The organism is Ancylobacter lacus, assembly GCF_018390635.1.
Lineage (GTDB): Bacteria > Pseudomonadota > Alphaproteobacteria > Rhizobiales > Xanthobacteraceae > Ancylobacter > Ancylobacter lacus.
Genome location: NZ_JAHBGE010000034.1, coordinates 43895 through 57627 on the forward strand (window position 1 = coordinate 43895; position 13733 = coordinate 57627).

Below are 13733 nucleotides of genomic sequence, written 5' to 3' on the forward strand. Positions count from 1 at the left end.
TTAAGATTCATGCGGCTTTCCGCCCGCCCGCGCTGGCCGGCCGATGCCGCCGCCAAGGGCATGGCGGCATCGGGGGAGACGGTGGCGCCATGGATGGAGTATACCCCGGAGGAACGACGGTGCGGTGACGGCGAACAGGGAGGCAGCGATGGGCGGAGCGATCGGGGCGGAGCGGGCAGGGCTGCCCGCGAGCGGCGGTGTCGCCGCCGTGATCGAGGCGCTTTCCGAGCCTTTCGGCGCCCGGCTCTCCACCGGGCGCGCCCTGCGCGAGCAGCACGCCAACACCATCACCTGGCTCGCCAACGAGCCGCCGGACGCGGTGGTCTTCGTGGAGGACACCGCCGAGGTGCAGCAGGTCGTGCGTGCCTGCGCCGCCCACGGCGTGCCGGTCATCGCCTTCGGCACCGGCACCTCGCTGGAGGGGCAGGTGAACGCCCCGAAGGGCGGCATCTGCATCGACCTCTCCCGCATGAACCGGGTGCTCGCGGTGCACGCCGAGGATCTCGACTGCGTGGTCGAGCCGGGCGTCACCCGCAAGCAGCTCAACGAGCACCTGCGCGATCTCGGCCTGTTCTTTCCGATCGATCCGGGCGCCGATGCCTCGCTGGGCGGCATGGCCTCGACCCGCGCCTCCGGCACCAATGCGGTGCGCTACGGCACCATGAAGGACAATGTCGTCGCCCTCACCGCGGTGCTGGCCAATGGCGAGGTCATCACCACCGCGCGGCGGGCGAAGAAATCCTCCGCCGGCTACGATCTCACCCGCCTCTTCGTCGGCGCCGAGGGCACGCTCGGCATCATCACCAGCCTGACCCTGCGGCTCTCCGGCCTGCCGGAGGCGATCTCGGGCGGGGTGTGCCCGTTCCCGACCATCCGCTCGGCCTGCGACGCGGTGATCATGACCATCCAGTCCGGGCTGCCGGTCGCCCGCATCGAGCTGCTGGACGAGGTGCAGGTGCGCGCCTGCAACGCCTATTCGAAGCTCGACCTGCCGGAGCAGCCGCTGCTGTTCCTCGAATTCCACGGCACCGAGGCCGGCGTCCACGAGCAGGCCGAGCGCTTCGGCGAGATCGCCGCCGAATTCGGCGGCGGGCCCTTCACCTGGACGGCGCGGCCCGAGGAGCGCACCCGGCTCTGGCAGGCCCGCCACGATGCCTACTGGGCCTGCCTGCCGCTGAAGCCGGGCGCCAAGGCGCTGGCGACCGATGTATGCGTGCCGCTGTCGCGCCTCGCCGACTGCGTCGACGAGACCAAGCGCGACATCGAGGAGATGGGCATGCTGGCGCCGATCGTCGGCCATGTCGGCGACGGCAATTTCCACACCGTCACGCTGGTCGACATGGACGACCCGCAGGATGTCGCCAAGGCGAAGATCTTCATCGAGCGCATGGTGCACCGCTCGCTCGCCATGGGCGGCACCGCCACCGGCGAGCATGGCGTCGGCCAGGGCAAGAAGAAATATCTCGAAGCCGAGCACGGCCGCGAGACGCTGGACGCGATGCGGGCCATCAAGGCGGCGCTCGACCCGCAGAACATCATGAACCCCGGCAAGATTCTGCCGTAACATCTGGACTTGCTCGCCCGGATGCCGCATTCGGCGTGAGCTTCCCGCGCTCGGTTGCGCGGGGCCGCCTGCCGGAGAGGATGCGTGCAGACCTTCCTGCTCACCCTTGCCACCGCCGTCATCCTGGCGATCGTCGCGGCGTTCGCGGCGCCGGCCTATGTCGACTGGGGGCAGTGGCGCGGCCATTTCGAGCAGCAAATCGGCCGCGCCATCGGCGCGCCGGTGGCGCTGCGCGGGTCGATCGAGGCCGAAATCCTTCCCGTGCCGCGCGTGCTGCTGCGCAACGTCGTGGTGGGCCGCGACCCCGCGGGCACCGGCATGATCGTGGGCGAGCTTCGCGGCAGCCTGTCGCTGGGCGCGCTCATCCGCGGCGAGATCGCCATCGAGGACATCCGCCTCGTCGAGCCGCGCGCCCGGCTGGTGCTGGGGGCCGACGGCACGGTTCAGGCCCCGCGCGGCGCCGTCCGGCCCGGCGGCTTCTCCATCGCCGCGCTGGAGGTGGAGGACGGCACGGTCGAGCTGGTGGACCCGAGCGGCGTTCTGTTCCACCTCGACGATGTCGACCTGCGCGGCGAGGTCGGCGGACCGCAGGGCCCGTTCCGGCTGGAGGGCGAGGTCGCGCAGGGCGGGGTGCGCGAGGGGGTGCGGCTCTCGCTCGGCAGTTTTTCCGGCGGGGTCTCGCGCGGGCGGCTTTCGCTGCAGGGGCTGTCCTCGCCCCGCGCCTTCACGGCGGAGGGCACCTTCTCGCTCGCCGGCGGCACGCCGGGCTTCGACGGCCGCGCCAGCCTCGCCATGCGGGCCGACGCCACCGCCGCCTCGCCGCTCGCCCGGGCGGGCTGGAATCTCACCGGTACGGTGCGGGCGCGCCGGACGCTGGTGGAGGCGGGCGAGCTGGCGCTCAGCCTCGGCAATGCCGAGCGCCCGGTCGAGCTCACCGGTTCCGGCCGGCTCGCCTATGCCGGCGGGCGTTCCCGGCTGGACCTCGCCTTATCCGCCCGGCAGATCGACCTCAACGCCGCCACCGCCGGCGGGGCGCCTCTGGCGGTGATGATGGAGATCGGCGGCGCGCTGGCGCCGCTGGCGGGCGTCGCCCCTTCGGGCAGCATCGGGCTCGCCAGCGACACCGTGCTGGTCGGCGGCGCGCAGATGCGCGAGCTGCGCGCCGAGCTCGGCTGGGATGGCCCGCTCTGGCAGGTGAAGGCGCTGCAGGCCAAGCTGCCCGGCCGTTCGTCGCTGCGGCTCTCCGGCGAGATGAGTCCGGCTGCCGCAGCCGCGGCTGCGGCCGCGGCGCCCGCCGGTTTCGCCGGCACGCTCGCCTTCGACACCGAGGACGTGCCGGCCTTCGCGAGCTGGGCGCTGCCGGGGGCGGTCGGGCTGGTGGCCAGCCTGCCGCCCGGCGCGGCGAGCCTGCGCGGCACCGTCGCCGCCACGCCCGGCCTCGTCTCGCTCGACGAGGCCCGGCTGGTCCTGCCCCCCGTCGCGGCGGGCGCGGCGGGGCTCGCCCTGTCCGGCGGGCTGAGCGTGGCGAGCCCGGAGGGCGCGCCGACGCGCATCGAGGCCCGCCTCGCCGCCAACGGCGCCGAGCTTGATCCGCTGGTCGCCCCGGCGCGGCGGCTGCTCGCCATGGGCGGGCAGACCTTCGATGTCGCCCTGGCCTTCTCGGCCGGCAATGCCCGGCTTTCCGGTCTGCCGGTGCAGCAGGTGGAAGTGAAGCTCGCCACCGGCCCGGCCAAGCCCGGCGTGGCGGTGGAGCGGCTGGCGCTGAAGGGTTTCGGCGGGCTCGATGTGGAGGGCGCCGGGCGGCTGGCGGGGGCGGAGACGCTGCGCGACGGCAGCTTCGAGGCGCGGCTCACCGGCGCGGCCGGCGAGGGGCTGGCGGCGCTGGCCCGGCTGCTGCGCCCCGACGCCGCCGACACCGCCATGGTCCGGCTCGCCCCGCTGCTTCAGCCGCTCGATGTGCGGCTGAAGCTCGAGGGCGCCGACGACCGCTCCAGCCTGACGCTGGAGGGCAGCGCCGGCCCGCTGTCGGGTCAGGCGCAGATGGCGTTCGGCGCCGGTGCCGCCACGGGTTCGGCGACGCTGGACATGGCGGACGGCGCGGCGGTGCTGACCCGGCTCGGCGTTCCCGGCCTGCGCGCCGGACTCGGCCCGGCCCGGCTGCTGCTGCGCCTCACCCCCGATCTCGACGCCGAGCTCATGCTGGGCGGCGCCCATGTCGCGGCGCGCGGCGACCCCGGTCTCGACGCCGAGGGCGGGCCGCGGCCGAACCTGCAGATCGAGGCGCAGGCGGACGACCTCGCCCGGCTGCTGCCGCTGGTGGCGGACGCGGCCGATCCCGGCACGGCGGTGCCGCTCGCCCTCACCGGCACGCTCACCCGGCCGCCGGAGGCGAACGGCGCCTGGCGGCTCGCGGGCCTCGCCGGCACCCTCGCGGGCCAGCGGATCGAGGGCAGCGCCCTCTACGGCGCCGATCGCCCGGACCCGGTCTCGCTGGAGCTGCGGCTCGACCGCTGGAGCCTCGGCCGGGCCCTGGCGCTGGTGGCGGGGCGGGTGCTGCCGGGCCCCGGCGTCGCCTGGACCGATGCGCGCTTCGCCCCGGCGCCGCTGGCCGGCATCGCCGGCAGCGCGGCGCTCACCCTCGGCCGGCTCGACCTGCCGAACGGCACATCGCTGACCGACGCCCGGCTGCGCGCCCGCATGGCCGACGGGCAGGCCGTGATCGAGGAGATCGCCGGCGGCCTTGCCGGCGGCCGGCTGAACGCCAGCGGCAAGCTGCGCCGCCGCGGCGATGTCGCCGAGATGGAAGGGCACCTTACCCTCACCGGTGCCGACCTGCCGCAGCTTCTCGCGCCCTATGTCGCCGCACCGGCGCTGCGCGGCCGCATCGCGCTGGGGCTGGACCTCGCCGGCCGCGGCCGCTCGGTCGCCGCGCTGGTGCAGACGCTGGCGGGGCAGGGCAGCCTCGCGGTGGAGGGATTGGAGATCGGCCGGCTCGACCCCGCCGCGCTGCGCCAGACCATGCTGGCGACCGACCGCCTGCCGCCGCAGGAGAGCGCCCGCATCGCCGAGATGCTGGAGCAGGGCCTCGCGCGCGGGCCGCTGCGCATCCCCCGGCTCGACGTGTCGCTGAGCGTGCTGAACGGCGTGGTCCGCACCGGCACCGCGCGCTATGCCGAGGGCGGCCAGCGTGTCGCGCTGGACGGTAGTCTCGACCTGCCGCGCCTCGCCTTCGACGCCACCGTCGATCTCGACGACGCCACCGATCCCGCCGCGACCGCCCCGCCCGGTGCGGTGGTGAGCTGGCGGGGGCCGCTCGCCAGCCCGGAGCGCCGGCTGGATATCACCGCCCTCAACGCCGCGATCAACATGCGCACGCTGGAGCGGGAGACCAAGCGGCTGGAACAGCAATATGGCCGCGCCCCTCGCCCGGCCGCGCCGGCCGATCCTTCGCCGCAGGCGGCATCGCCGGTCGTCGTTCCCCAGCAGGCCGCACCGGCGGCGTCTCCGCAGCCCGCGCCCGCGCAGCCGGCGACCCCCGCGCCAGCCTCGCCGGCCCGCACCGAGACGCCGCGGATCGGCGCGGGAAGCTCCACCGAGACCACCTCGCCGCTGATCCTGCAGCCGGCGCCGCTGCGCACCCAGCCAGTGCCGCAGCTCGCCCCGCCCGCAACGACGACCCCGGCGGCGCCGTCCGGCGCGAGCGAGACTCCCTATGTCCCGCCCTTCCTGATGCAGCCCGACGCGCTGACCCAGCCCGCCGCGCCCTGACATCGGGCGGCGGCGCGGGAGCTGTCAGTTCTCGACGAAGTCGTCGCGGCGGAAGCCCTGCAGGTAGAGCAGGGCGGTGAGGTCGCCGTGGTCGATCCGCACCTGCGCCGCCGCCGCGACCTGCGGCTTGGCGTGGTAGGCGACGCCGAGCCCGGCGGCGCCGATCATGGCGAGGTCGTTGGCGCCGTCGCCGACCGCCAGCGTCGCTTCATGCGGCAGGCCATGGAGGGCGCGCAGTTCCTCCAGCGTGGCGAGCTTCGCCTCCCGGCCGAGGATCGGCTCGGCGACGGTGCCGGCGAAGCGCCCGTCCTCGATGTCGAGCCGGTTGGCGCGCTGGTCGTGGAAGCCGATCATCGCCGCCACCCGGCTGGTGAAGACGGTGAAGCCGCCGGACACCAGCATCGTCACCGCGCCGCTCGCGCGCAGCGTGCGCACCAGCGCGGTGCCGCCGGGGGTGAGGCGGATGCGCTCCGCCATCACCGCGTCGACCACGGAGAGCGGCAGCCCGCGAAGCAGCGCCACCCGCTCGCGCAGCGCCGGCTCGAACGCGATTTCCCCGCGCATGGCGCGCTCGGTTATCTCGGCGACGCGCGGCTTCATCCCGGCGAAATCGGCGAGCTCGTCGATGCATTCCTGCCCGATCATGGTGGAATCCATGTCGGCGAGGAACAGCCGCTTGCGCCGGCCCTGCGCCGGCAGCACCGCCACATCCACCGCCGCTCCGCCGAGCGCGGCGCGCAGCGCGCTGACGTCGGCGCCGGCGGCGCAGTCGATCTCGGCGGCGATACCCTCCGCCAGCCAGCGCGTCGCGCCCGGCGCCGGCAGGGCGCTGCGGGCGGCGTCCAGCGCCGCGTGGTCCAGCGCCGGGCGCGCGGGATCGCAGATGAGCACGGCGACATGGGAGGCGGGGGAGGGCGTGTTCGACATCGGGTTCCGGCCTGGCCTGGGCGCGGCCGGGCGGCCGCATCCCGCGGGGGCTTGCCGCGCCGGCGCGGGCGGGCAAGAAGGGGAGGAGAGGCGATCGGGCGCGCGGCGCCGGCGCCCGGCAGAGGAGGCGGTGCGTGGCCCCGCGCGTGGTGCTTATTGCAGGGCCGACGGCGAGCGGCAAGTCGGCGCTAGCGCTCGATCTGGCGGCTCGCGCCGACGGCGTGGTGATCAATGCCGACTCGATGCAGGTCTATGCCGACCTGCGCGTTCTCACCGCTCGCCCCACCCCGGAGGAGGAGGCGCGCGCCCCGCACCGGCTCTATGGCCATGTCGACGGGGCGCAGGATTATTCGGCCGCCCGCTGGGCGGAGGAAGCGGGGCAGGTGATCGCCGCCTGCGGCCGCGAGGGGCGGCTGCCCATCGTGATCGGCGGCACCGGGCTGTATTTCCGCGCCCTCACCGAAGGGCTCTCGCCGATCCCGGCCATCCCGGCGGACATCCGCGAGCGCGTGCGCGCCAGCGCGGAGACCGCGCCGGAGCTGCACGCCCGCCTCGCCGCCCTGGACCCGGAGACCGCCGGCCGGCTGCGCCCTTCCGACACCCAGCGCATCCTGCGGGCGCTGGAGGTGTTCGAGGCCACCGGGCGGCCGCTGGCGCGCTGGCAGGAGCAGCCGCCGGCACCGCCGGTGCTGGCGGGGGTGGAGGCGGTCCGGCTGTTCCTCGCCACCGACCGGGAGGCGCTGCGCGCCCGCATCGCCACCCGCTTCCACGCCATGCTGGCGCAGGGCGCGCTGGAGGAGGCGCGCCGCCTTCTCGCGCGTGGGCTTGCCGCCGACCGGCCGGTGCTGAAGGCGCATGGCGTGCCGTGGCTGGCGCGGCATCTCGCCGGGGAGATCACGCTGGAGGCCGCCGCCGAGGGCGGCATCCTCGACACCCGGCATTACGCCAAGCGGCAGGAAACCTGGTTCCGCCATCAGCTCGCCGGCTGGCAGGTGGCCACGCCGGCGGAAGCGGCGGGCCTGCTGCGCGCGGCGTTCGGCTGAGGCGATCCTTCGAGCACCCGCTGCGCGGTCAGGCCCGGGCGGGCCGCCGCGCCGGCAACGGCCGGAACCGCAGCACGAGAGCGCTGGCGGCGGTGACGGCAAGGCCGGCGCCGAACACCCACCACGCCGGGCGGATGGAATAGTCGAAGGCGAGGTTCGCGGCCAGCACCCGGGCGGGGTCGATGCCGGTGGCGAGGGCCATACCATCCCGCCTCGATCGCGGCGGTGGCGAGGCCCGAGGCGGCGGCGAGGCCGAGCAGCGCGAGGGTACTGGTGCCGAGCGCGCGGCGCTGCAGCCAGCGCCAGCCCATCAGCCACACGAACAGGCCGGCCATCAGGGTCGGCTGGGTCACGTCCAGCTTCTGCTGCATGAAGAAGTGCAGGATGCCGAGCGCGGTGGCGGGGTAGGCCAGCGCGTGCAGCCGGTTCCACCGCTCGGCCCCGAGCCGGCGCAGGGCGGCGTCGGTCGAGGTTGCGCCGAGCGCGAGGAAGGCGAGGAGCGCGACGAAGCCGATGGTGAGATAGACCCGCAGCACGATCTCCCGCGCCACGAGGCCGAGGTCGCCGCCCACGTCGGCGACGTACAGCCCGACATGCAGCAGGAGATAGCCGAGCGCCGCCAGGCCCAGGGTGCGGCGGGCGAGCAGCAGCTTCGGCGCGTTGAACAGCCGCCGGGCCGGGGTGACGGCGAGCGTCACCAGCAGCAGCCGCACCGTCCAGTCGCCGATGAAGCGGATCACCTCGGTGAGGGGGCGGGCACCGAGCGCCGCCGCGCCGCCAAGGCCGGCGCCGCCAAGGCTGGCGCCACCGAGGCCGGCGCCACCTAGCCCCGCACCCCCGAGCCCCGCGCCGTCCGGCGCGGCGAGCCCGCCGCCGAAGCGGACCCCGGCGAAATCGCCGGAGAGCGCGCGCCACAGCAGCCAGCCGAGCGGCAGCAGGGCGAGGAGGAGGGCGAGGATCTTTTCCGGGCTCAGGCGCCCGGAGCGTTCGCGCAGGAAGGTCATGGCCATCGCGGGTCGGGTGGGAGGACAGACGAGCCTTCTTCGTTCCCGCCCGCGCCGGCGTCACGCCGCCCGCGCGCAACTTCCCGTGAACGCCCGGTGCGCCGGGCGCCGCGGCCGGTCATTCCGGCAGGATGCGGGTCCAGTGGCCCATCTTGCGGCCGGGCCGGGCTTCGGCCTTGCCGTAGAGATGCAGATGCGCCCCGGGCTGCTCGAGAAGGCGGTGCCACGCGCCGGCTTCGTCGCCGATGAGGTTGGTCATCTCCACCCGTCCGCGCCGCGCGGTGAGCCCGAGCGGCCAGCCGGCGATGGCGCGGACATGCTGCTCGAACTGGCTGGTCTCGGCGCCGTCCAGCGTCCAGTGGCCGGAATTGTGGACCCGCGGGGCGATCTCGTTGACGACGATGCGCTGGTCCTCGCCCTCGCCGACCACGAACAGCTCCACCGCGAACACCCCGACATAGCCCAGCGCGTCGCCGATGCGGCGGGCGATGTCCTGCGCCGCCGACTCGCCCGCCGGGGTCACGTCGGCCGGCACGGTGGAGCGGTAGAGGATGTGGTGGCGGTGCTCGTTCTCCGTCACCTCATAGGCGGCGAAGGCACCGTCGGCGCGGCGGGCCGCGACCACCGACACCTCGCGCAGGAACGGCACGAAGCCTTCGAGGATGGCGGGGTGACGGCCGATGGCGGCGAAGGCGGCGGCGGCATCGTCGCCGGGGCGGATGAGGGTCTGGCCCTTGCCGTCATAGCCGAAGCGGCGGGTCTTCAGCACCGCCGGAGTGCCGATCGTGGCGAGCGCGGCCTCCAGCTCCTCCAGCGTGTCGACGCGGGCGAAGGGGGCGGTGGCAATGCCGAGCCCGGCGACGAAGCTCTTCTCGACCAGCCGCTCCTGGGTGATGCCGAGCGCGCGGGTGCCGGGGTGCACCGGCACCTTCTCCGCGAGGTGCTCGGCGGTGGCGACGGGCACGTTCTCGAACTCGTAGGTCACCACGTCGACGGCGGCGGCGAAGCGGTCCAGCGCGGCCGCGTCGTCATAGGCGGCGCAGGTGTGGGCGCTGGCGACGTCGAAGGCGGGACTCTCCCGCTCCGGCGCGAAGATGTGGGCCTTGAGGCCGAGCGGCGCGGCGGCGAGCGCGATCATCCGGGCGAGCTGGCCGCCGCCGAGAATGCCGATGGTGGCGCCGGGGTGCAGCATGGCGGCGTGGGACATCAGACCGGGAACTCCGTCACCGCGGCAGTGCGGGCCGCGCGCCAGGCGTCGAGCCGCGCCGCCAGCGCGTCATCGGTGGTGGCGAGCACGGCGGCGGCGAGCAGGGCGGCGTTCACCGCGCCGGGCTTGCCGATGGCGAGCGTGCCCACGGGAATGCCGGCCGGCATCTGGACGATGGAATACAGGCTGTCGAGGCCCGACAGCGCCTTGCTCTCCACCGGCACGCCAAAGACGGGAAGCGAGGTGAGCGCGGCCACCATGCCCGGAAGGTGAGCGGCGCCGCCCGCCCCGGCGATGATCACCCGGTGGCCGGCGGCACGGGCGCCGCGCGCGAAGTCGTACATCCGGTCCGGGGTGCGATGCGCGGACACGATCCGGGCGGTGTAGCCGATGTTCAGCGCGTCGAGCGTCTCGGCGGCGTTGCGCATCGTCTCCCAGTCCGACTGGCTGCCCATTATGATGGCCACCGGCCGCTCACCGGCGGTCGTCGAGGCGTTCATCTCGCGTCCTTCGCTTGGAAAAAGAGGCGCGGATTATAGGAATCGCCGCCTCCGCGGCAAGGCCGGAAGGTCCGTCCACGGTGTCCCCAGCCGGCTTTTGTTTCGTTAATCAGACATTAATTCGTCGCCGGGGACACTGTAGGCCAGAGTCGCTGCTTCGGTTCTTCCCCTCTTGCGGTCGTCGCGCCGCAGGCCCGCCGGCCTGTGGCATCGGTGCCGCGTGCGGAAGGAACCGGCGCGGGTCGTCTCTTCTTGAATTGATGTCGACCCCTTCCGCCCCGCAGGATGGAGCGCGGATTCGTGGGCGGCTTTCCAGGCGTGCGCAACGGGAACGAGACGGCCATGACCAAGCGGCTTCACGAGCGGAACGGCGATCATCGCGGCGCCCTGCAGGCGACACTGCGCGCGGCGCTGATGGCCGGCGCGGCGCGGGGCCTCGGGCTGGCGCTGCTGCTGCCGGGCATGGCCGCGCTTCCCACCCTCGCCGCGGCGGCGCCGACCGAGCTGGCGGTGAGCACGATTCCCGCCGATACCCCGCGGACCCAGGCCGGCATGGGCACCGGCGACGGCCTCGGCCCCGACGATGGCGGGATGGCGCCGGTCGCGACCCACGCAACCCCGGCCAGGCCGGACGACGTGCTGGAAGCGCCGCTGACCCAGGACCCCGGCCCTGGTGCCGGCCACGACGAGCCGGCGACGCCCGCCTCGCAGGCCACCACCCCGGCCCCGGCTCTCGCCGCGCCCGCTCCCTCGGCCGCGCCTTCCCCCGCCGGGGAGCCCGCCCCGGCGGTCGCCGTGCAGCCGGCGGAAGACCCGGTGGCCCAGAGCCTCGCCGCGCTTCTGAGCGGCCCCGATCTCTCGCGCTACCTCCCGGTGAAGGCCGAGCAGGAGGCGGTGATCGCCTTCTACGCCGGCCGCGCCGACCGGCCCGTCTTCACCGCGGGCGGGGCGCTCTCGCCGGTGGGCACGGCCGTGATGGCCCAGCTCGCCACGGCCGCGCAGGATGGTCTCACCCCCTCGGACTATGCCGTCGCCACGCCGGCGGCGGGGGCGGCGCCCGCGGCGCTCGCCGATGCCGAGCTGCGCATCGCCGCGGCGACCCTGCTCTATGCCCGCCACCTGCAGACCGGACGCTTCCGGCCCGGCCGCATCTCCGACGATGTCGATCCTTTGCTGACCCCGCCGGACCCGGCGGCGGTGCTGGCGGCCGTCGCCGCCGGGCCGGACGCCCGCGCCGCGCTCGCCGCCCACGCGCCGCAGTATCCCGGCTATGCCGCGCTCAAGGCCAAGCTCGCGGAGCTGCGCGGCCAGCAGGACGGCCCGCCCACGCTGCAGGTGCCCTCGGGCCCGGTGCTGCGGCCCAACATGAGGGATGCCCGGGTGCCGCTGCTGCGGGCACGGCTGGGCGTGAAGGGCGACCCGGCGGACCTCGTCTACGGCGCGGAGCTGGTCGACGCGGTGAAGGCCATGCAGGAAAAGCTCGGCCAGACCCCGAACGGCATCGTCGGCAAGGGCCTCATCGCGGCGCTGAACGGCACCGGCGAGCAGCGCATCAACCTCATCATCTCCAACATGGAGCGCTGGCGCTGGCTGCCCCACGACGTCGCGCCGAACTACGTGTTCGTGAACATCCCGGAATTCCTCGTCCGCATCTACAAGGACGGGAATGTGGTGCATCAGACCCGGGTGGTGGTGGGCAAGCCGGAGAACCCGACGCCGCTGCTGTCGCACGACATGGAGTATCTCGTCGTCAACCCCTCGTGGAACGTGCCGCCCGGCATTGCGCGGAAGGAATATCTGCCCCGGCTGGCCGGCGATCCCTATTTCCTCGCCCGCCAGGGCATCGACGTGGTGCGCAACGGCAAGGTGGTCGATCCCGGCGCCGTCGACTGGAGCCGCGGCACCCAGGGCTATTCGTTCCGCCAGCCGCCGGGCGAGCGAAACGCGCTCGGCAAGATCAAGTTCATGTTCCCCAACAAGCACTCGGTCTATCTGCACGACACGCCCAGCCGGGCGCTGTTCGCGCAGGACCGGCGCGCCTTCAGCCATGGCTGCGTGCGGGTGTTCGAGCCGCTCAAATTCGCCGAGGTCATTTTCGAGCTCGGCATGCCGGCCGACACCTGGAACGAGGCCCGCATTTCCAAGCTGCTCGGCGGCAGCGAGCGCTATGTGAACCTCAAGCAGCGCTTCCCGGTGCACCTCGCCTATTTCAACGCCTGGGTGAACGAGGCCGGCGCTCTGGTCACGCGCGAGGACATCTACGGCATCGACGCCCAGACCCAGAGCATGCTGGGGCTGGAAGGTGCCCGCCAGGTTGCCGACCGCGGCAGCAAGACGGTGCGCCCCTGAGCCACGGGCCTCTCCTGCGGGCGTGACGGTGTGGTCCGTGTGTCCGGGAGGATGCCATGGACCGGGCGCCGCGCCCGTCTGCCCCATCCCGCTGACGTCGTTCCCGCCCGCCCTGCGCCCTGCCGGCGGGCGCGGTATTTTCGGGCTGCCGCAACGGTCGCGGCCGGCTGTCGCGGTGCGTGGTGGTATTCACGCGCGCCTCATCGCAGGCGGCCGCCTTCACCGTGGATCGTTGCTGCAGGTTCGTTGCGTAAAAACCACGGCAATTCCAAGATATCGCGCTGAACATGTGGATGACGCGTTTTTTATCGTGAGGCACTATTCCGCCACACTCGACCTTTAGCCAATCCTTCAGGGATGGGGGTTTGGCTCGCTAACGCTGCCTTAACCAAACCCGGCAAGACTAAGTTGACCATGTCCGTCACGACCCGGCCGGGCCGTGCCGCCTCAAGGAAACGATTGGTCGCGGGTTGAAGGTTGTGCGCATCATCAGGACGCTCCTCAGGCATCGTCGGCTGGCGGCCTTCGCCCTCGCGGTGACCGGCTCGGTCGGCAGCACCAGCATGCTGCAGGACGCCGTCGCCAATGGCGACACGCGGACGATCAGCCTCCACCATGTGCATTCCGGCGAAAGCGCCACCATCACCTTCAAGCGCAACGGCCGCTACGATCCCGCCGCGCTGCAGCAGCTCAACGTGCTGCTGCAGGACTGGCGCCGGAAGGAATCCACCCGGATGGACCCGGCGCTGTTCGACATCATCTGGGAGGTCTACCGCGAGGTCGACGCGTCCGGGCCGATCCAGGTGATCGGCGGCTATCGCTCGCCGGAGACCAACGCCATGCTCCGCGCCCGCTCGCGCGGCGTCGCCCAGACCAGCCAGCACATGCGCGGCAAGGCGATGGATTTCTACATCCCCGGCGTGCCGCTGGCGAAGATCCGCGAGGCCGGCCTCCGGCTGCAGCGCGGCGGCGTCGGCTTCTACCCCACCTCGGGCTCGCCCTTCGTCCATCTCGACACCGGCGGCGTGCGGCACTGGCCGCGCATGACCCGTGACCAGCTTGCGCGGGTGTTCCCCACCGGCAAGACCGTGCACATCCCCGCCGACGGCAAGCCGATGCCGGGCTACGCGCTGGCGCTGGCCGAGATCGAGGCGCGGGGCAGCGAGCCCGGTGGGGCCGGCGCCGCCTTTGCCGGCCTTGGCTCGAAGGGCACGAAGAAGAACATCTTCGCCGCGCTGTTCGGCGGGAAGGACGAGGACGAGGAGGAGGGCGCCCCGGCCGCGCCGGCCCCCGCCCGCGCCGCGCCGGTCGCGGTGGCGCAGGCCGCGCCCGCCGCGGACGAGGCGGCGGCGACCGCCCCGGCCGGGCCGG

9 protein-coding genes are annotated in these 13733 nt (G+C 73.8%); 5 read left to right on the forward strand and 4 right to left on the reverse strand.

What is annotated here, in order from left to right:
* The first annotated feature begins 148 nt into the window (after window positions 1-148).
* Window positions 149-1564 carry an FAD-binding oxidoreductase gene (locus KHC27_RS06540; protein WP_213336533.1) on the forward strand — a complete coding sequence of 472 codons (1416 nt, stop codon included), beginning with the start codon at window positions 149-151 and terminating at the stop codon, window positions 1562-1564.
* 84 nt (window positions 1565-1648) lie between these two features.
* The gene (locus KHC27_RS06545; RefSeq protein ID WP_213336536.1) at window positions 1649-5332 is read left to right on the forward strand and encodes an AsmA family protein; all 3684 of its coding nucleotides are present in this window, start codon (window positions 1649-1651) and stop codon (window positions 5330-5332) included.
* Between the two features lie 24 nt (window positions 5333-5356).
* Here the strand turns inward: KHC27_RS06545 and serB are convergent, their stop codons facing one another.
* Window positions 5357-6259, reverse strand: a complete 903-nt coding sequence (gene serB / locus KHC27_RS06550; RefSeq protein ID WP_213336539.1) for a phosphoserine phosphatase SerB — start codon at window positions 6257-6259, stop codon at window positions 5357-5359.
* A 134-nt stretch (window positions 6260-6393) separates the two neighbouring features.
* On the opposite strand from serB, the gene miaA reads away from it, so the two are divergent.
* Window positions 6394-7302 carry a tRNA (adenosine(37)-N6)-dimethylallyltransferase MiaA gene (gene miaA / locus KHC27_RS06555; RefSeq protein WP_213336542.1) on the forward strand — a complete coding sequence of 303 codons (909 nt, stop codon included), beginning with the start codon at window positions 6394-6396 and terminating at the stop codon, window positions 7300-7302.
* On the opposite strand, the gene KHC27_RS06560 is transcribed toward miaA, so the two are convergent.
* From KHC27_RS06560 to purE, 3 genes are all read right to left on the reverse strand, one after another.
* The gene (locus KHC27_RS06560; protein ID WP_246519702.1) at window positions 7233-8312 is read right to left on the reverse strand and encodes a protein-methionine-sulfoxide reductase heme-binding subunit MsrQ; all 1080 of its coding nucleotides are present in this window, start codon (window positions 8310-8312) and stop codon (window positions 7233-7235) included. The genes miaA and KHC27_RS06560 overlap by 70 nt on opposite strands.
* A 112-nt stretch (window positions 8313-8424) precedes the next feature.
* The gene (locus tag KHC27_RS06565; RefSeq protein WP_213336545.1) at window positions 8425-9513 is read right to left on the reverse strand and encodes a 5-(carboxyamino)imidazole ribonucleotide synthase; all 1089 of its coding nucleotides are present in this window, start codon (window positions 9511-9513) and stop codon (window positions 8425-8427) included.
* Window positions 9513-10013, reverse strand: a complete 501-nt coding sequence (purE, locus tag KHC27_RS06570) for a 5-(carboxyamino)imidazole ribonucleotide mutase (RefSeq protein ID WP_213336547.1) — start codon at window positions 10011-10013, stop codon at window positions 9513-9515. The genes KHC27_RS06565 and purE overlap by 1 nt, the downstream gene beginning before the upstream one ends.
* Window positions 10014-10355: 342 nt before the next feature.
* On the opposite strand from purE, the gene KHC27_RS06575 reads away from it, so the two are divergent.
* A complete protein-coding gene (locus KHC27_RS06575; protein WP_246519703.1) occupies window positions 10356-12362 on the forward strand; it encodes a L,D-transpeptidase family protein in 2007 nt (668 codons plus the stop codon).
* A 563-nt stretch (window positions 12363-12925) separates the two neighbouring features.
* On the forward strand, window positions 12926-13733 hold an 808-nt coding region (locus tag KHC27_RS06580; protein WP_213336562.1), incomplete at its 3' end, for a DUF882 domain-containing protein.

What these genes read in the sequence shown, in the direction of transcription:
- purE (WP_213336547.1), bottom strand. Translation starts at nt 10,013, where the DNA reads ATGAACGCCTCGACGACCGCCGGTGAGCGGCCGGTGGCCATCATAATG.
- KHC27_RS06560 (WP_246519702.1), bottom strand. Translation starts at nt 8,312, where the DNA reads ATGGCCATGACCTTCCTGCGCGAACGCTCCGGGCGCCTGAGCCCGGAA.
- KHC27_RS06565 (WP_213336545.1), bottom strand. Translation starts at nt 9,513, where the DNA reads ATGTCCCACGCCGCCATGCTGCACCCCGGCGCCACCATCGGCATTCTC.
- serB (WP_213336539.1), bottom strand. Translation starts at nt 6,259, where the DNA reads ATGTCGAACACGCCCTCCCCCGCCTCCCATGTCGCCGTGCTCATCTGC.
- KHC27_RS06540 (WP_213336533.1), top strand. Translation starts at nt 149, where the DNA reads ATGGGCGGAGCGATCGGGGCGGAGCGGGCAGGGCTGCCCGCGAGCGGC.
- KHC27_RS06575 (WP_246519703.1), top strand. Translation starts at nt 10,356, where the DNA reads ATGACCAAGCGGCTTCACGAGCGGAACGGCGATCATCGCGGCGCCCTG.